Genomic DNA, 18,188 nt, shown 5'->3' on the forward strand with positions numbered 1-18,188 from the left:
TGGTTAACAAGGACCCGATTAACTTATGTCTGTCCACGTTAAGGTTAATCCACTCACCTGGGAGAGCCAGTTCTTCGGCTTTGACGCCGTGAGGCTGGAAACCGGGGGGGATCTGTCGCTCGAAAACGCGCTTCGGCACGCCTGCGCGCTGTTTCAAATCAAAGTGTCAGCGGAACAAACCGACATCATCGATGCGTTAAATCAGCATCAGTTTCACCTGGTGGAAGGTGAAGTGGATTTGTCGTTGACGATCAAACGCACCGAACGCCAGACTGGCATTCGTATTGCGCGGGAAACACAAATCCCAGCATTACGCGAAGCCGCATCTCTGGCCTTCCGTCAAAGTCGTTTTCGCACGCCGTGGTTTGCGCCTGATGACAGTGCCCGCTTCTATGCGCAGTGGATCGAAAATGCGGTCCGCGGCACCTTCGATCACCAGTGCCTTGTCGCCAGTGATGAACGCGGCGCGCTTCAGGGCTTTGTCTCTTTACGTGAGGTCGAAGGCGATGCGCGTATTGGCCTGCTGGCGGTGGTGCCTGAGGCGCAGGGACAAAGTATCGGTCAGCGCCTGATGCTGGCTGCAGCGGACTGGGGCCGTGCGCGTCAGCTCGAACGTCTGCGGGTTGCCACGCAAATCAGTAATCTTACGGCGATGCGTCTTTATCTACGCAGTGGCGCGCGTCTTGAAAGCACGGCGTACTGGTTTTACAGGAGAGGTCATGATTCCCTTTAATGCGCCCCCGGTTGTGGGAAGCGAAATCGAGTATATGCAGTCTGCCATGAGCAGCGGCAAGCTGTGTGGCGACGGCGGTTATACTCGCCGCTGTCAGCAGTGGATGGAGCAGCGCTTCGGTAGTGCGAAAGTGTTACTGACGCCTTCCTGTACCGCCTCGCTGGAGATGGCCGCGCTGCTGATCGATATCCAGCCAGGTGATGAAGTGATCATGCCGAGCTACACCTTTGTTTCAACCGCCAACGCCTTTGTATTACGTGGCGCGAAAATTGTGTTCGTGGATGTGCGCCCCGACACCATGAACATGGATGAAACGCTGATTGAAGCGGCGATAACCGATAAAACCCGCGCTATCGTGCCGGTCCACTATGCGGGCGTTGCCTGTGAGATGGATACGATTATGGCGCTGGCGGCACAGTATAAGCTGTTTGTTATTGAGGATGCTGCGCAGGGCGTGATGTCAGCGTACAAAGGCCGGGCATTAGGCACCATTGGTCATATCGGCTGTTTCAGCTTCCACGAAACCAAGAATTACACCGCAGGTGGAGAAGGCGGCGCGACGTTAATTAACGATGCCAGCCTGGTAGAACGCGCAGAAATTATTCGCGAAAAGGGCACCAATCGCAGTCAGTTTTTCCGGGGACAGGTAGATAAATATACCTGGCGCGATATGGGGTCCAGCTTTCTGATGGCTGACCTGCAGGCGGCCTATCTCTGGGCGCAGCTGGAGTCCTCTGAACGAATTAATCAACAGCGCTTGCGCTTGTGGCAACGTTACTACGATGCCCTGAAGCCGCTGGCGGAAAACGGCAAGATTACATTGCCTTCCATCCCGGCTGATTGTCAGCACAACGCCCATATGTTTTATATAAAGCTGCGTGATGAGAAGCATCGTCAGGCCCTGATCAACTGGCTTAAAGAGGCCGAAATCCTGGCCGTTTTCCATTATATCCCTTTGCACAGTTCGCCCGCGGGCCAGCGTTTTTCACGTTTTGCCGGTGAGGACCGTTTTACTACAGCAGAGAGTGAGCGCTTATTACGTTTACCGCTGTTTTATAATCTGTCGGATAACAATCAGAGCACCGTGATCGGCTCGCTACTGAGCTTTTTTTCCTGATGTCATTAGCCAAAGCATCGTTATGGACCGCCTCATCGACGATAGTAAAAATTGCGGTTGGGCTGCTGGTCGTCAAGTTACTGGCCATCAGCTTTGGTCCGGAAGGCGTGGGCCAGGCCGGTAACTTTCGCCAGCTCATCACCGTGCTGGGCGTGCTGGCCGGAGCGGGTATCTTTAACGGCGTTACCACATATGTTGCACAATATCAGCAGCAGCCCCGGCAACTCCGCGCGCTAATCGGCACCGCCTCGGCAATGGTAACGGGCTTCTCAGCGCTACTGGCGCTGGTCTTTTTATTGGCTGCGGCTCCCATCAGCACTGCGCTGTTTGGTCACGATCGCTATCAAAACGTGATACGTATCGTTGCCTTTCTTCAGTTTGGTATCGCGTGGGCAAACCTGCTTCTGGCGTTCATAAAAGGCTACCGTGATGCGCGCGGTAATGCGCTGGCCCTGATTTGCGGTAGCATAACGGGCGTGCTCGGTTACGTGCTGTGTTGGTGGCTGGGGGGCTATGCGGGCGCATTGACCGGGCTGGCTTTGGTACCCGCGTTACTCGTTTTTCCAGCGCTGGTGATACTGAAACGTCGTGTCCCGCTCCCCTTAGGCTGGCTGCGGCCCACCTGGCAGCCGGAAATGGCGCGTCATCTGGCAAAATACACGATTATGGCGCTGATCACCGCCGTCACCCTGCCGGTTGCCTGGGTGATGATGCGAAATCAACTGGCGGCCAGTAACGGCTGGGCGCAGGTAGGATTATGGCAGGGCGTAACCAGTATATCTGATGCTTATCTGCAGTTTATCACCGCGACCTTTAGCGTCTGGCTACTGCCGACACTGGCCCGGTTAGATAACAAAAAGGATATTGCGCGTGAGATCGGCCGGGCGTTACGCTTTGTGTTACCGGCGGTCGCGGCGGCCAGCCTGAGCGTGTGGATGATGCGTGATATCGCCATCAGCCTGTTGTTCTCCGCGGCATTTCACGACATGCGGGATTTGTTTGTCTGGCAACTCTGTGGCGATGTTTTCAAAGTCGGCGCCTACGTTTTCGGCTATCTGGTCATCGCGAAAGCCTCATTACGCTTTTATGTGCTGACCGAAATCAGTCAGTTTATTTTGCTGACGCTGTTCTCGCGCTGGCTTATCCCGTTACAGGGGGCCAGTGGGGCAGCGCAAGCCTATATGTTCACCTACGTTACCTATTTCGCGCTCTGCTGTGGCGCATTTATTCTTTACTGCCGAAAAAAATGACTTTAATTCACGTTTTGGGATCCAATATTCCCCATCACAATCTGACGGTGTTGCGTTTTTTTAACGACGTGATGAGCATCGAGCAGCCTGTTTCTGCACCGCGTCACTTTATGGTGGTGACATCGCAGCCTGAAAACCTCACCGGTTTTGGCGCTTTGCACATTGAAACCTTTAGCAGTAAGAAAGCGCTGGCTGAGGCGCTGTTGCAGCGGGCGAAAAATCGCGACCAACGCTTCTTTTGCCACGGGCAGTTTAACCCCTGGCTTTGGCTGGCGTTGCTGAGCGGCAGGTTACGCCGTTCTCAACTGTTCTGGCACGTCTGGGGAGCGGATTTGTATGAAGATTCACGCAGCCTGAAGTTCCGGCTGTTTTATTTCCTGCGCCGTGCTGCGCAGGGGCGCATTGCACACCTGTTCGCCACCCAGGGCGATCTGTATCACTACCAGCAACGCCACAAGTCTGTACCGCAGTCTTTACTGTATTTCCCTACAAAGTTACCTGCAGTCGCCATTACGCCCCATCCAGACAAGACGTTTACCGTGCTGCTGGGTAATTCTGGTGACGCCAGTAACCGCCATATTGAGGGGCTTGCAGCGATCAAGGCTCAGTTTGGCGAAGATGTGCGCATTGACGTGCCGCTGGGTTATCCGCCTGACAATGATGAGTATATCGGACAGATTCAGAACGCCGCCGACAGACTCTTTCCGCAGGGGCAGGTAAGGTTACTGCGGGATAATCTTGCTTTTGACGACTATCTGGCGCTGTTGGCACGCTGCCATTTGGGCTATTTTATGTTCGAACGGCAGCAGGGCGTGGGAACGCTATGTTTGCTGATTCAGGCTAATGTGCCTTTCGTCCTGACGCGTAAAAATCCGTTCTGGCGGGATGTTACCGCGCAGCAGCTTCCTGTCTTGTTCAACGACGATGCGCTGACGCCTGATATCGTCGCAGAGGCGCGTCGGCAACTTGTGGGATGCGATAAACAGCGCATTGCTTTCCTGGCCCCAGGCTATCTGGAAGGCTGGCGAACAGCGTTGCGCCTTTGCGAAGGAGAGCCCTCATGAGTCTTATGGCATTTAGTGGTCTGCTGATCGTGTATGTGCTGTCACTGGTGACCATTGTGACCCTGAACATGCGCGAACTTAAACAGGAACGATTTAACTTCCACCTGTTTTTTACCTTATTGTTTTTACTGACCTTCTACTTCGGTTTCCCGCTAACCAGTATTCTGGTCTTTCGGTTTGATACGCAGGTGGTTTCGGCGGATTTTCTGCTGCAGGCGATGCTGTCGGCCACGGCGTTTTATGCTATTTACTTTGTCAGTTACAAGGTGCGCCTCAGGCCGGCATCCGCAGCGCCGGCCCGGCCCTGGCTACAAATGAACCGGGTCGAAACGCATCTGACCGGTGGGCTACTGGCGCTGGTGGCGGTTGCAACCGTAACGGTGTTCTTTATCCATAACGGATTTTTGTTATTCCGGCTGACGGCCTATAACCAGATCTTTTCCAGTGAAGTGTCTGGTGTTGCACTGAAGCGGTTCTTTTATTTCTTCATCCCGGCGATGCTGATTCCCTATTTCTTGCATCCCACGCGCCGTAACTGGCTGCTGTTTCTCATCATCACGGTCAGCTTTGGCTTACTGACCTACGCGCTGGTTGGTGGCACGCGTGCCAATATCATTATCGCTTTTGCGTTATTTCTGTTTATCGGTATTACACGTGGCTGGATCACATTGTGGATGCTGGCCGCTGCGGGCGTGATGGCGATTGGGGGAATGTTCTGGCTGGCGCTGCGTCGCTACAATCTGGCTGTCATGGGCGACGAGGCTTTTTACACCTTTCTGTACCTGACGCGCGATACGTTTTCGCCATGGGAAAACCTGGCTTTGCTGCTGGAGAATTACCATAAGATAGACTTTCAGGGCTTAGCGCCCATGTGGCGCGATTTCTATGTGTTTATCCCAACCTGGCTGTGGCCCGATCGTCCTCTGTCAGTACTGAACAGCGCTAATTACTTTACCTGGGATGTACTGAACAACCATTCCGGACTGGCGATTTCGCCTACCTTAATCGGTTCGCTACTGGTGATGGGCGGCGTCTGGGCCATTCCGCCAGGCGCTGTGGCCGTTGGGCTGATCATCAAAGCTTTCGACACGCTCTATAAGCGCGGACGCAATGAATCGAATCGTTATACCGGGGCGATTCTGCAAAGCTTTTGTTTCGGTGCCGTATTCAACATGATTGTGCTGGCGCGCGAGGGGCTGGATGCGTTTGGCTCACGTGTTGTGTTTTTCTGTATTATTTTTGCCGCCTGTCTGGGGATGGCGAAATTGCTTTTCTGGTTACTGGATCATGTCGGCCTGATTCGCAGCCGACGTGAGCGGGCGCTTCATAGCCCATCCTGATTAACCTCTGGGATCTAAGGGAAGAATTAAAAAGAGATGAGTACAGTTTCCGAAACGCCACGCTATGTGATTCGCGGCATCACGCTATACGGCTTTGACAGCATGGCTTCATTTGTGGATTTCCTGATGCCGCATTCCGCTGTCCGGAGCGGCACGCTGGTGGCCATCAATGCGGAAAAAGTGCTGAATGCCGAACAGGATGCAGCGCTGCGTGCTCAAATTCAGCAGGCTGAATTCAAATATCCGGATGGCATCAGCATTGTACGCTCTGTCCGCAAGAAATACCCGCAGGCCTCAGTACAGCGGATTGCAGGGGCCGATCTGTGGGAAGCTTTAATGGAACGTGCCGGACGCAACGGAACGCCGGTGTTTTTGATCGGCGGTCGGCAGGTAGTGTTGGACGAAACATGCGATAAACTGCGTCGTCAGTGGAACGTGAATATTGTGGGTGCACAGGATGGCTATTTTGTCCCGGCGGAACGCGATGCACTGTTTGCCAGGGTTGCGGCCAGCGGAGCCAGGCTGGTAACGGTAGCGATGGGCTCTCCGCGTCAGGAACTTTTAATGGCCGAGTGTCAGAAGCACTGGCCTGAGGCGTTGTATATGGGCGTAGGCGGTACCTATGACGTGTTTACCGGTCATGTAAAGCGCGCGCCTGTAATCTGGCAGAAGCTTGGACTGGAATGGTTTTATCGCTTAATCAAACAGCCCAGTCGCCTACGCAGGCAGTTGAAGCTGGTGAAATATTTGCGTTATCACTGGCGTGGCGATCTGTAAGATCGCTGATTAACGCCAGGTTTTTCGCACGAGTAACGGCATAAATGCGTTAATTGTCGACGAAATGCACAAAGCGTAATCAAACGCGCTATTTTCTTTAAAAAGCACTAGACAGCGTGGGCGCTTATCTCTAGTATGCACATCCGCAACGGCGCTACGCGCCCGTAGCTCAGCTGGATAGAGCGCTGCCCTCCGGAGGCAGAGGTCTCAGGTTCGAATCCTGTCGGGCGCGCCATTTAGTTTGTGCGTAAGAGCTTCGGTGGTTTGAGTACCGCGTTAGTAACAAAGATTTAAATGCTGTGGGTTTGACTTGCAACATTCAGTACAGTGGTGGCTATAGCTCAGTTGGTAGAGCCCTGGATTGTGATTCCAGTTGTCGTGGGTTCGAGTCCCATTAGCCACCCCAGATTTTGCTGGGATACGCGAAGGTGGCGGAATTGGTAGACGCGCTAGCTTCAGGTGTTAGTGTCTTAACGGACGTGAGGGTTCAAGTCCCTCTCTTCGCACCAGGCAAAACAAAATAAAAAAATCGGCGAGTAGCGCAGCTTGGTAGCGCAACTGGTTTGGGACCAGTGGGTCGGAGGTTCGAATCCTCTCTCGCCGACCATTTTTAGAAACCTGTCTGCAAAGACAGGTTTTTTTTCGCCTGAATGAAAGAGGATGAGCACCGCCGAAGGCGATTCGCGCCGGGCGTCAGCGAGACAACGTTGCGAACGCAACGGTCCGAAGGGGCGCGTAATCCTCTCTCGCCGACCATTTTAGAAACCTGTCTGCAAGGACAGGTTTTTTTTCGCCTGAATAAAAGAGGGTGAGAACCGCCGAAGGCGATTCGCGCCGGGCGTCAGCGAGACAATGTTGCGCAGGCAGTGGCGTCTTTCAGGGGCGAAAATCCGCTCAGACGGGCACGTCATTTCTCTCGGAAGTGAGTCAGAGCGGAGTCATAGTAATGGCTGTCGCAAAAATGAGACGCTTAAATTACTGTTTTAACAGGGATTGACAAGTCTTTACCTTGTTTGTCGCCTGTATGCGACATCCATTGTCTGGTTTGTCGTAATAACACGACGCTCATTGCAAAGAGAAAGAACCCCAAAAAAAGCATTAAGATATAAGTGACTGATTTATAAAAATAATTAAAATAATAATAACAACTGGCATGGATTATGCAATAATTAACGCGTAGATGCTCATTCCACCTCTTATGTTTGCTTCGGCTACATAAACCTGGGAATGACGCAGAGCCAATTTTGGGTACCTGTTGTCTGCCTGCCTGTATCGCGAAAGTCTTACAGGGTTATCAGACACCACGTTGAGTCGGGTACCTCTCGGTTGTCTAACCGACCTGATCTTACACCTGCTTTTAGCAGGTGTTTTTTTTTGCCTGAAAGCGCAGACACAAAAAAACCGGGCGAGCCCGGTTTTTTACTTAACGCGATGCTGTGCTATCAGGCATCAGGGTTATTTTTCAGCGTCAGCAACAGGCCTTCACGACGCATTTTTGCCGCCTCTTCCGGACGGCGAAGGCGATCGTAAACGTCAGCCAGCCACGCGTAGTCAAAGGCGTCAGGGCGCTGAGCCAGTGCCTGCTGAAGTGCTTCCGCTGCCTGCTGCCATTCACCGTGGCGCATTAACAACTGCCCCAGGGTACTGTGCAACAGGGGCGTCGCGCCATGCTGTTTGATTTGCTGACGTAAGGCTTTTTCCAGTGCCTCTGGGTTGCCGCTCTTAATACGTGGCATCAGCAGCACCAGACGATCATCGTAATGACGTTTAAGCCCATCCAGCAAGATGTCCTGCGCGGTATCGTGGTCGTCACACTCAATCAAATGGTCAATCATCGCTACCTGCAATGATGTCTCATGGCGAGTTTTACGGCTCAGATTGCCCCACCAGCGCTTCAGTCCCTCGCTGCCCTGATCGGCCATCGCCTGGTTCATCAGGCCCAGCCAGGCCTGTTGCTGCAGCAGGGTGCGTTGCTCTTCTGTCCCGACCTCGGATTTTTCCATGGCGGGAAGAATATCCAGCAGTGCGCTCCAGGCGCTGGTGCGGACATATGCCTGCTCAGCCAGACGAAGTACTTCCGGATGACGAGGCGCGACTTCGAGCAGGCGATCGATGCTGTGGCGCGCTGCATGATCTTCACGACGCGCCAATTGAATGCGGGTACGGGTAATTTCTACCGGAATCACATCATTGCCGGCCAGCTCAGCCGCCCGTTCAAGGTGCTGGTTGGCCCGCATTTCATCGCCACGCTGTTGTGCGGCTTCTGCAGCTAGCAGGTAGTTAGCGACAGGCACATCAGCATGCTCTGCGTCTTTAGACAGCAGTTTCTCTACCTGTCTGAAATCCCCTTCCGCCAGTTTCATCAGGGCATTTTGCGTATGGCGCTGTGCACGACGACGCTTACGGCCAGTGAACCAGCCGCGGGTACGCGCGCCGGTGCGAAATAAACGGCGCAGTATCCATTCCACAGCCAGGATCACAAGCAGGCTAATAATCAGGATGATGGCCAGGCCCGTCACGCTGGTTTCAACGTTCCAGTTGTCGGTCTGAATCAGCACGTAGCCCTGATGACCCGCAATCATCGGCCCCAATACAATGCCGGCAATCAGCAGAACAAAGAGGATAAATACCTTAAGCATGATTAGCCTCCCTGCTGATTAGCGGCGGCAGAAGGCTGTGCCATCAGATTACGAACGCGGGTTTGCATCAGCTTTTCAAGCAGCGGCTGGCTCTCCAGGCTGTCGGGCAGATCCATATTGATGTTCTGCTGGCTTAATTCATCCAGCTGGGCCAGAAACGCTTTGGTTGAGGCATCATTGGTGTCATACCACGCGCGTACCCATGTTGAGACGGTTTCAAGCGACTGCTTGTAAATCTCTTCCTGGTGACGTGGTACGGCCTGAGCAGCGATGAGCAGGCGCGAGCGGATGTTCTCACGCAGATAAACATCCTGATTCGGTGCCAGCAGCGGCTGTGCGGTATTATCGCGACGGCGGATGGTAATAAAGTCATCCATAAAGTTATGCCAGCTCTTCACCAGATTCTGACGCCATTCACGAATGGAACTGGAAAGTTCACCGCTGTCGCTGTCCATAGGCGCATCATCGCTGTCGTTATCTGCCAGCCGCAGATTATCCACACCGTTTGATAACTGATTAAGTTTCAAAATGATGCCGTCATAATCCACCTGGGAGATGGCGGAGAGCGTACTGATATCCTGAGTTAACGCACGACGCACGTTCATGACGCTGGGATCGTTCATGTCTGCCAGGCTGGCATCTGCACTTTTCAGCAGCGCTGCAGCGGTGGTCACGTCCTGATCGCTCCACAATTTACGTCCGGCCAGCTTCACCAGGTAGTCAGCCTGGGCCACTAACCAACTGCGCACGTCATTACCTGAAATTGAAGCCATTTTTTCACGCAGCGTTTCCAGCTCTTTGGCCGATGCCGCCTGCTGTGACTGAGCGGTCTCTAATGCTTTTTCTGTCGCGCTCAACTGTTGGGCCAGCTGCTGTTTGTCGCTGTTTGCCTGTTTCTGCAGCGTGGACAGCTGATCACTCAGTTCCTGGTTGGTTTGTGCCTGCAGTTCGGCCTGGTGTTTATCGTTCAGGTATAACCCTGCGCCAATCGCCAGTGCGATGACAATCGCGACTGCTCCCAGCACCATGCCACCATTATTGCGATTGCGCGGTGATTTTTCCTGGGTAGAAGAGGGGCGATCAACCGCTGGTGTGGTTTCGTCAACCACGGCGGAGGTGTCTTTTTGTTCCGTCATATCTGGCACATCCCATTGTTAAGTTCAACATAACGCGCGCAACAGCGCATCGTTATCGGCACCATCGGCTACCTGAATAGTCTGCCAACCAAGATCGGCGGCCAGGGAAGCCAAACGTTCGCTGACGACGAGTAGTCGACAGCGGAGCAGCCATTCCTCACGATCGACCTCGGGGAACAGCGAATACAGCTGATGCAGCATCTCACCGCTGGTCACGACCAGCGTGTGAATATTACGATCGCGCCAGCGACGGCCTTCGATGGCGCCGTCATAGTGTTTTTGGCAACGTTGATAGCACTCTGCATAGGTGACCTGCGCGCCACGTGCCACCAGCGTTTCTGACAGCAGCTCGCGGCCCTGATTCCCTCGAAGGATAAGCGCATGCTTACCCGCTATTTGCTGCAATGTCGCCAGTTTTATCAACTCTTCGCTGGTTTCATGCGCGTGAGGGTAGGTCACCTGCAGGCCGCTGAACGTATGAAAAGCCAAAGCGGTACTGCGACCAATTGCATAATAGTCTACGTCAGCGGGCCATGCTTTGATGGCGTGCTGTGCAAAGTGAATAACCTGCTGCGAAAGGAGGAAAACGAGATCGCCGCGTTTCAACGTGGCAAGGGTGGCCGGTAACTGCAGGAGATCGTTACCCGGCGCGAATTCTATCAGCGGCAGGCTCCACGCCTGTTTACCCTGGGCGTGCAGGCGCGAGACCAGCTCCGCCGCTGCGGGTTCCGGGCGCGTCACCAGAATCGTCATACGGGAGGTTGCCCCTGATAAACGTCGCGCAGAATTTCACGTGCGCCACCGTTGAGCAACTCGTCTGCCAGCGAAATGCCCATTTGCTCTGCCTGATCGCGAGGCCCACGGCGTTCACCGCTCACCATGACGCTCCCATCGGGTGCACCCACCAGACCGCGAAGCCAGAGTTCGTCGCCTTCAAGTACGGCAAAGCTGCCAATCGGAACCTGGCAGCCACCTTCAAGTCGGGTATTCATGGCGCGTTCCGCTTTCACACAGACCGCCGTATCATCGTGATTCAATGCCTGTAACAGCGCAATTAACGTGCTGTCGTCTAACCGACATTCGATGCCAACTGCGCCCTGACCCACGGCGGGTAAGGAAATATCTGCAGGCAGCGGTTGGCGAATACGATCGGCCAGGCCAAGTCGATTCAACCCGGCGGCGGCAAGAATAATGGCGTCATATTCGCCAGCATCAAGCTTACTTAATCGTGTGCCCACGTTCCCGCGCAGCGAGCGAATCACCAGATCGGGACGTCGCGCGCTAATCTGGCACTGACGCCGCAGGCTTGACGTTCCAATGACAGCGCCCTGTGGAAGTTCATCAATTGACGCGTAGTGATTGGAGACAAACGCATCGCGCGGATCGTCCCGCTGGCAAATCGTGACCAGGCCCAGGCCTTCCGGAAATGCCACGGGCACATCTTTCATCGAATGTACGGCCAGATCGGCACGGTTTTCTAACATTGCCTGCTCGAGCTCTTTAACGAACAGCCCTTTCCCCCCCACTTTCGCGAGCGGTGTATCAAGAATGATATCGCCCTTTGTCACCATAGGTACCAGCTCCACGCGTAGGCCAGGATGGGCACTGATCAATCGTTGCTGTACATATTGTGCTTGCCACAGGGCAAGTGGGCTTTGTCGTGTAGCAATTCTGAAAATTTTGTTTAACATGCCGTTAACCATTTAGATCGTTCATCGAATATCCTATCATCGTTGAGGGAATGCTGTCAGTTTCAACGGATTGAAAAGAACCGCCTGCGGATTAAACCTGATATATCAGACAGTAATCTCAGGCCAGGCGCAGAGTGAGCGAAAAGTAGACGAAACCGTGCTAAAATGCAGGTAGCGTAACTTTCTTTACGGTCAATCCAGCGAGTGATAGATTGATCACGTTTCCAGCAATTATCTGCACGACATCTCTCTTATTAAGCGGCAGAGACTGGAAACAGGGTGCTTAAACTCCAGGACAACCAGGCGAAACGTCTTGTACCTCTATATTGAGACACTAAAACAGAGACTGGATGCAATTAACCAGCTGCGCGTTGATCGCGCACTCGCTGCCATGGGGCCCGCTTTTCAGCGAGTCTACAGTCTGCTTCCGATCTTACTACATTATCAACATCCGCTGATGCCGGGTTACCTCGAAGGTAGCGTTCCCCACGGCATCAACGTTTTCACGCCTGATGAAAACCAACTGCAGCTGCTTGCAGAGTTAACGGGCAAACAGGAACTCTCCCTGGTCGAAGCCCCTAAAGGTGAACTGCCTATCACCGGCATCTACTCAATGGGGAGCACCTCTTCCGTTGGGCAAAACAGCGTGTCTGATTTGGATATCTGGGTTTGCCATCAATCCTGGCTGGATAATGAAGAGCGCCTGAATCTGCAGCGTAAATGTGCGCTGCTGCAAAAATGGTGTGCCTCGCAGGCCATCGAAGTCAGCTTTTTCCTCATTGATGAAAACCGCTTCCGCCACAACGAAAGCGGCAATCTTGGTGGTGAAGACTGCGGTTCTACCCAACATATTTTGCTGCTGGATGAGTTCTACCGCACGGCGGTAAGAATGGCCGGTAAACGTATTCTGTGGAATATGGTGCCAGGCGAAGAAGAGCATCACTATGATGACTACGTGATGTCGCTGTATGCGAAAGGCGTGCTCACGCCAAACGAGTGGCTGGATTTGGGCGGCCTCAGCACGTTATCAGCAGAAGAGTATTTCGGTGCCAGCCTGTGGCAGCTGTATAAAAGTATCGATTCGCCCTATAAAGCGGTGTTGAAAACGCTGCTGCTGGAAGCTTATAGCTGGGAATACCCGGATACCAAACTGCTCGCGATGGATATCAAGCAGCGTCTGCACGACGGAGAAATCGTCTGCTTTGGCCTTGATCCTTACTGTATGATGCTGGAACGCGTTACACGCTATCTCACCAGTATTGACGATCAGCCCCGCCTTGATTTGGTTCGCCGCTGCTTCTATTTAAAAGTTTGCGAAAAACTCAGCAGTGACGATCACCCGCAGCGTAGCGGCTGGCGCCGTGAGATCCTGTCGCAGCTGGTTAAAGCCTGGGGCTGGGACGACGAAAAGATTGCTATTCTGGACAACCGTGCCGAATGGAAAATCGAGCGCGTGCGCGAAGCGCACAATGAGTTGCTGGATGCGATGATGCAAAGCTATCGCAACCTTATCCGCTTTGCCCGCCGCAACAATTTAAGCGTCAGCGCCAGCCCGCAGGATATCGGCGTGCTGACCCGTAAATTGTACGCCGCCTTTGAGGCCTTGCCGGGCAAGGTGACGCTGGTTAATCCGCAGATTTCTCCCGATCTGTCCGAATCCAATCTGACCTTCATTCACGTGCCGCCGGGCCGTGCCAACCGGCCAGGCTGGTATCTGTATAACCAGTCGCCGGACATGAGCTCAATCATCAGCCATCAGCCGCTGGAATATAACCGCTATCTTAACAAGCTGGTCGCCTGGGCCTGGTTCAACGGACTGCTGACCAGCAAAACGCGGCTGCACATTAAGGGCAATGAGCTATGCGATCTGGCGCGCCTGCAGGAACTGGTCGACGATGTCTCCAGCCATTTCCCGCTGCGTCTGCCTGCGCCCACGCCCAAGGCGCTCTACAGCCCGTGTGAAATCCGCCATCTGGCCATCATCGTTAACCTTGAGCACGATCCCACCTCGGCGTTTCGTAACCAGGTGGTGCATTTCGATTTCCGCAAACTCGATGTGTTCAGCTTTGGTCAGCAGCAGCAGTGTTTAATCGGCAGTATCGACCTGCTGTACCGTAACTCGTGGAATGAGGTGCGTACGCTGCACTTCAGTGGCGAACAGGCGATGATCGAAGGCCTGAAAACCATCCTGGGTAAAATGCATCAGGACGCTTCCCCGCCTGATACCGTTGAGGTGTTCTGCTACAGCCAGCATTTACGTGGATTGATTCGTACCCGCGTACAGCAGCTGGTGTCAGAGTGCATCGAACTGCGCCTTTCTAGTACGCGTCAGGAGCCAGGGCGGTTCAAAGCACTGCGTATGGCGGGCCAGACCTGGGGGTTGTTCTTTGAACGCATGGGCGTATCGGTTCAGAAGCTGGAAAACGCCGTTGAGTTTTATGGCGCCATTTCCAACAACAAGCTTCACGGCCTGTCGATTAAAGTCGAGTCTAATCAGACGCCACTGCCGCCTGTGGTTAACGGCTATGCCAGCGAAGGGATCATTCAGTTCTTTTTTGAAGATACTACCGACGATCGCGGTTTCAACATTTATATTCTGGATGAAAGTAACCGCGTCGAGGTCTATCACCATTGTGAAGGCAGCAAGGAAGAGCTGGTGCGGGACGTCAGCCGTTTTTACTCCTCGTCGCACGACCGTTTTACCTATGGCTCAAGTTTTATCAATTTTAACCTGCCGCAGTTCTATCAAATCGTGAACACAGGTGAACGTTATCAGGTCATTCCATTCAGAAATCAGGTCCTCACCGATCTCTGTGCCTCACAGCCTGATAACGACAATAACGATTATCAGCCACGCTATCAGGTACATTGAGTTCGGTAAGCCCGCAATGATGCTATCTTCAGGGCTTGCCACAACGCTCACGTGATTAGCTGGCATTTCCTGTTGCTTTTCCAACTTCAACTGCGATGATAAGCATCCAGGTCACAGGACATGAAGAGCATAAAGAATGAAGAAAGCGATAAGCCTGTTAGCAATGACAATGGCATTAACAAGCCTTGCAGGCTGTGGATTAAAAGGACCGCTCTACTTCCCGCCGCAGGACACGCCAAAACAAGCTGCGCCAACGTCAGCACCCACGCAAAAACAGAAAGCCGACGCGTCTAAAGCGGATGTAGGTGGTCTGGTGACGGGTGGTTCAAGCTCAAGCTCACAAATGAAATAACACTTATGGCGCATCCGGCGGAGCAAAAAATGCAGTTCTCCAAAATGCACGGTCTCGGCAATGATTTCATGGTTGTGGATGCCGTAACGCAAAATGTCTTTTTTTCGCCGGAATTGATCCGCCGGCTGTCCGATCGCCATCTCGGGATTGGCTTCGATCAGCTGCTGGTCGTTGAGCCGCCTTACGATCCCGATCTCGACTTTCACTACCGCATTTTTAATGCAGACGGGAGTGAAGTCGCGCAGTGTGGGAATGGCGCCCGCTGCTTCGCCCGTTTTGTTCAGTTAAAAGGGCTGACGAATAAAAGCGATATTCGCGTGAGCACCCAGGCTGGTCGCATGGTTCTGAGCGTTACACCAGACGATCTGGTACGTGTGAATATGGGCGAGCCGAATTTCGAACCCCAGCAGGTGCCTTTCCGCGCCAATAAAGCTGAAAACCTTTACCTGTTACGCGTGGCAGAACAAACGGTGATGTTTGGTGCCGTCTCGATGGGCAACCCTCACTGCGTAATCCAGGTGGAAAGCACGAAAACGGCCCAGGTTGAGCTTCTGGGACCGGTCCTGGAAAGCCATGAGCGTTTTCCGGAACGCGTCAACGTGGGCTTTATGGAAATTATCAGCCCTGAACACATCCGGCTGCGTGTTTATGAACGCGGTGCAGGGGAAACTCAGGCGTGCGGTAGCGGTGCCTGTGCGGCGGTTGCCTGCGGTATCCAGCAGGGTATTTTAAGTCAGAAAGTACGCGTTGATTTGCCAGGCGGCACGTTACATATCGCCTGGAAAGGCGTCGGACAGCCGCTCTACATGACCGGTCCGGCCACACATGTCTACGATGGGTTTATTCACTTATGAAAAATATCGAAGAGCAGGTGGAAAATACTGTCCTGCTGGACGATCAGGCCGTCAGTGATTATCTGCGTCAGAATCCTGATTTCTTTATGCGCAACGCCCGTCAGGTGGAACAGATGGCGGTGCCGCACCCGGTTCGCGGCAGCGTATCGCTGGTGGAATGGCACATGGCGCGCCAGCGCAATCACATCCAGCGTCTGGAAGAAGAAATTACGCTGCTGATGGAGCAGGCGACCGCAAATCAACAGTTATTCTCACGTCTGCTTTCACTGCAAAGTCACCTGGCCGCCGCCAGCTCACTCCAGGATATGCTTAATCGCCTGCATCGCTGGGCGCGCGATCTCGGACTGGCGGGAGCCAATATCCGCTTGTTTAACGACAAGTGGCGACTGGGTGCGCCGTCTGACTTTGTGCAGCTTGGCCTGGCCCGTCAGGCTTTCGAACCGTTACGCATTCAGCGCTTCGGTAATGAGCAGCACTATCTGGGGAATATCAATGGCCCGGAACTGCTGCTGCTGCTGCCTCAGGCAAAGGCCATTGGTTCAGTCGCCATGTCCCTGATGGGTGACGAGGGCGAGCTTGGCATCATTATCTTCAGTAGCCGTGACAGCCTGCACTATCAGTCGGGCATGGGCACCTTACTGCTTCAGCACCTTTCACAGATGATACCTGCGCTGCTGGAACGCTGGGTGGAGCGCGCATGAGCAGCGTGTTGCAGGAGACCGTTGACGGCTTTCTGCGCCACCTGAAGGTTGAACGCCAGCTCAGCCCGCTTACCCTGAGCAGCTACGCGCGTCAGCTTGCCGCACTGGTGACAATTGCCGATGAGATGAAAATCAGCGCGTGGTCACAGCTCGATCCCGCCATGGTGCGTAGCATGGCCGCCCGCAGCCGTCGTGCAGGTCTGGCTGCAAGCAGTCTGGCATTACGTCTTTCCGCATTACGCAGTTTCCTTGACTGGCAGGTGAGCCGCGACATGCTGGCGGCTAATCCGGCGAAAGGGATCGCCACGCCGCGCAACGGTCGTCATCTACCGAAAAATATCGATGTTGATGACGTTAACCAGTTGCTGGAGATTGATCTCACCGATCCGCTGGCGATCCGCGATCGTACGATGCTGGAAGTGATGTACGGCGGAGGGTTACGTCTTTCCGAGCTGGTCAATATGGACTGCCGCCATGTCGATCTTGAGGCGGGAGAGGTTTGGGTTTTAGGTAAAGGCAGCAAGGAGCGGCGCGTGCCGATCGGTCGCACCGCCGTCAGCTGGATCCAGCAGTGGTTGCCGCTACGCACCGCGTTTAACCCTGGGGATGATGCGCTGTTTCTCTCCAGCCGTGGCTCTCGTATCTCTGCGCGCAACGTCCAAAAACGCTTTGCCGAGTGGGGAATTAAGCAGGGTCTTTCCAGTCATATACATCCCCATAAGCTGCGCCACTCTTTTGCCACCCATTTGTTGGAGTCGAGTGGCGATCTGCGCGCGGTGCAGGAATTACTGGGCCATGCGAATCTGTCGACCACCCAAATTTACACCCATCTTGATTTCCAGCATCTGGCATCGGTGTATGATGCTGCGCATCCCCGCGCCAAACGAGGAAAGAGTGAATGAAGTTTTATCGCCCTCTGCGTGACATCAAAGCGATCACTTTCGATCTAGACGACACGCTCTACGACAACTATCCGGTGATCCGTAAAACTACGGAAGCCTCTCATGCTGCGCTGCAGGCTTTCCACCCGGCGCTGCGAGCCATAACGCCGGAAGACGTAGCCGCCTCGCGCAGTCAGTTACGTGCAAGCGAACCTGAGATCTACCATGATGTCTCTGAGTGGCGTCGGCGTTCAGTAGAACATGTCATGTGCCAGGCCGGGTTAACGCCATCCGAAGCCGCGGCGGGCGCGACGCAGGTTATGGATGTGTTCCATCAGTGGCGCAGCCAGGTCGATATGCCTGCTGAAACCCATGACACGCTGAACGCCCTGGCGAAGAAAGTGCCGCTGGTGGCGATCACCAATGGCAACGCGCAGCCTGAAAAACTCGGGCTGGCACACTACTTCCAGTTTTCACTCCGGGCGGGGCCAGACGGGCGCGCTAAGCCGTGGCTGGATATGTACCAGCTGGCCGCGCAACGTCTTAATATCGCCCCGGAACACATTCTGCACGTTGGCGACGATCTCACCACCGATGTGGCAGGCGCGATTCGTTTTGGCATGCAGGCCTGCTGGATTAACCTTCGTGAGGGTAATCTCATGCAGATCGAGGATGCCCGTCTGCTGCCACACGTTGAAATTTCCCAGTTGGCATCACTCACCTCGCTGTTATAATGGCTGTAAATTTATCCAGTCTTGTGCTTCGCATTTTCTGACTTATT

Annotated in this window: 16 protein-coding genes, 4 tRNA genes and 1 other RNA gene; 17 read left to right on the forward strand and 4 right to left on the reverse strand. The window is 53.9% G+C overall.

The annotated features are described in order from the left end of the window. Positions 1–25 precede the first annotated feature (25 nt). The 11 genes from rffC to NYE92_RS15415 all read left to right on the forward strand — a co-directional run bounded on the left by rffC (position 26) and on the right by NYE92_RS15415 (position 7,037). Positions 26–733: a dTDP-4-amino-4,6-dideoxy-D-galactose acyltransferase gene (rffC, locus tag NYE92_RS15365; protein ID WP_014606998.1), complete on the forward strand. Its 708-nt coding sequence runs from the start codon at positions 26–28 to the stop codon at positions 731–733. Continuing rightward, the gene (rffA, locus tag NYE92_RS15370) at positions 720–1,850 is read left to right on the forward strand and encodes a dTDP-4-amino-4,6-dideoxygalactose transaminase (protein ID WP_015701298.1); all 1,131 of its coding nucleotides are present in this window, start codon (positions 720–722) and stop codon (positions 1,848–1,850) included. The genes rffC and rffA overlap by 14 nt, the downstream gene beginning before the upstream one ends. Beyond that, positions 1,850–3,100 carry a lipid III flippase WzxE gene (wzxE, locus tag NYE92_RS15375; protein ID WP_029570844.1) on the forward strand — a complete coding sequence of 417 codons (1,251 nt, stop codon included), beginning with the start codon at positions 1,850–1,852 and terminating at the stop codon, positions 3,098–3,100. Before rffA ends, wzxE begins: the two co-directional genes overlap by 1 nt. Then, the gene (locus NYE92_RS15380; RefSeq protein ID WP_015701296.1) at positions 3,097–4,164 is read left to right on the forward strand and encodes a TDP-N-acetylfucosamine:lipid II N-acetylfucosaminyltransferase; all 1,068 of its coding nucleotides are present in this window, start codon (positions 3,097–3,099) and stop codon (positions 4,162–4,164) included. The genes wzxE and NYE92_RS15380 overlap by 4 nt, the downstream gene beginning before the upstream one ends. Continuing rightward, positions 4,161–5,504 carry an ECA oligosaccharide polymerase gene (gene wzyE / locus NYE92_RS15385; protein ID WP_014606994.1) on the forward strand — a complete coding sequence of 448 codons (1,344 nt, stop codon included), beginning with the start codon at positions 4,161–4,163 and terminating at the stop codon, positions 5,502–5,504. The genes NYE92_RS15380 and wzyE overlap by 4 nt, the downstream gene beginning before the upstream one ends. A 36-nt stretch (positions 5,505–5,540) precedes the next feature. Continuing rightward, positions 5,541–6,281, forward strand: coding sequence for a lipopolysaccharide N-acetylmannosaminouronosyltransferase (wecG, locus tag NYE92_RS15390; RefSeq protein ID WP_014606993.1), 741 nt, complete (start codon positions 5,541–5,543; stop codon positions 6,279–6,281). Positions 6,282–6,439: 158 nt separating this feature from the next. Beyond that, a tRNA-Arg gene (locus NYE92_RS15395) sits at positions 6,440–6,516 on the forward strand. A 95-nt stretch (positions 6,517–6,611) separates the two neighbouring features. After that, a tRNA-His gene (locus NYE92_RS15400) sits at positions 6,612–6,687 on the forward strand. 16 nt (positions 6,688–6,703) lie between these two features. Beyond that, positions 6,704–6,790: transfer RNA gene (locus tag NYE92_RS15405), tRNA-Leu, on the forward strand. 21 nt (positions 6,791–6,811) lie between these two features. Continuing rightward, a tRNA-Pro gene (locus NYE92_RS15410) sits at positions 6,812–6,888 on the forward strand. A 32-nt stretch (positions 6,889–6,920) separates the two neighbouring features. Beyond that, a non-coding RNA gene (locus NYE92_RS15415) (RtT sRNA) lies at positions 6,921–7,037 on the forward strand. A 686-nt stretch (positions 7,038–7,723) separates the two neighbouring features. On the opposite strand, the gene hemY is transcribed toward NYE92_RS15415, so the two are convergent. From hemY to hemC, 4 genes are read right to left on the reverse strand one after another with little or no spacing between them, the layout of a single operon-like run. Then, positions 7,724–8,920, reverse strand: coding sequence for a protoheme IX biogenesis protein HemY (hemY, locus tag NYE92_RS15420; protein ID WP_022623767.1), 1,197 nt, complete (start codon positions 8,918–8,920; stop codon positions 7,724–7,726). Positions 8,921–8,922: 2 nt separating this feature from the next. Continuing rightward, positions 8,923–10,056, reverse strand: a complete 1,134-nt coding sequence (gene hemX, locus NYE92_RS15425; RefSeq protein ID WP_014595008.1) for a uroporphyrinogen-III C-methyltransferase — start codon at positions 10,054–10,056, stop codon at positions 8,923–8,925. A gap of 24 nt (positions 10,057–10,080) precedes the next feature. Beyond that, on the reverse strand, positions 10,081–10,809 hold the full coding sequence (hemD, locus tag NYE92_RS15430; protein ID WP_022623768.1) for a uroporphyrinogen-III synthase: 729 nt from the start codon (positions 10,807–10,809) through the stop codon (positions 10,081–10,083). After that, complete coding sequence (gene hemC / locus NYE92_RS15435) at positions 10,806–11,747, reverse strand: hydroxymethylbilane synthase (protein ID WP_029569333.1); 942 nt, start codon at positions 11,745–11,747, stop codon at positions 10,806–10,808. The genes hemD and hemC overlap by 4 nt, the downstream gene beginning before the upstream one ends. 313 nt (positions 11,748–12,060) lie before the next feature. On the opposite strand from hemC, the gene NYE92_RS15440 reads away from it, so the two are divergent. The 6 genes from NYE92_RS15440 (at position 12,061) to yigB (ending at position 18,141) form a co-directional block, all read left to right on the forward strand. After that, positions 12,061–14,619, forward strand: coding sequence for a class I adenylate cyclase (locus NYE92_RS15440; RefSeq protein WP_019106245.1), 2,559 nt, complete (start codon positions 12,061–12,063; stop codon positions 14,617–14,619). A gap of 136 nt (positions 14,620–14,755) precedes the next feature. Further along, positions 14,756–14,971, forward strand: coding sequence for an LPS translocon maturation chaperone LptM (lptM, locus tag NYE92_RS15445; protein ID WP_013024069.1), 216 nt, complete (start codon positions 14,756–14,758; stop codon positions 14,969–14,971). A 29-nt stretch (positions 14,972–15,000) separates the two neighbouring features. Beyond that, entirely contained in the window at positions 15,001–15,825 is an 825-nt protein-coding gene (dapF, locus tag NYE92_RS15450) for a diaminopimelate epimerase (RefSeq protein WP_015701292.1), read from the forward strand. Further along, positions 15,822–16,526 (forward strand): DUF484 domain-containing protein, encoded by a 705-nt coding sequence (locus NYE92_RS15455; protein WP_013024071.1) that lies wholly within the window; start codon positions 15,822–15,824, stop codon positions 16,524–16,526. Before dapF ends, NYE92_RS15455 begins: the two co-directional genes overlap by 4 nt. After that, positions 16,523–17,428: a tyrosine recombinase XerC gene (gene xerC, locus NYE92_RS15460; protein WP_013024072.1), complete on the forward strand. Its 906-nt coding sequence runs from the start codon at positions 16,523–16,525 to the stop codon at positions 17,426–17,428. Before NYE92_RS15455 ends, xerC begins: the two co-directional genes overlap by 4 nt. Further along, positions 17,425–18,141, forward strand: coding sequence for a 5-amino-6-(5-phospho-D-ribitylamino)uracil phosphatase YigB (gene yigB / locus NYE92_RS15465; protein ID WP_014595013.1), 717 nt, complete (start codon positions 17,425–17,427; stop codon positions 18,139–18,141). The genes xerC and yigB overlap by 4 nt, the downstream gene beginning before the upstream one ends. The last annotated feature ends 47 nt before the right edge of the window (positions 18,142–18,188 follow it).

Source organism: Pantoea sp. B566, assembly GCF_024793925.1.
Lineage (GTDB): Bacteria > Pseudomonadota > Gammaproteobacteria > Enterobacterales > Enterobacteriaceae > Pantoea > Pantoea ananatis.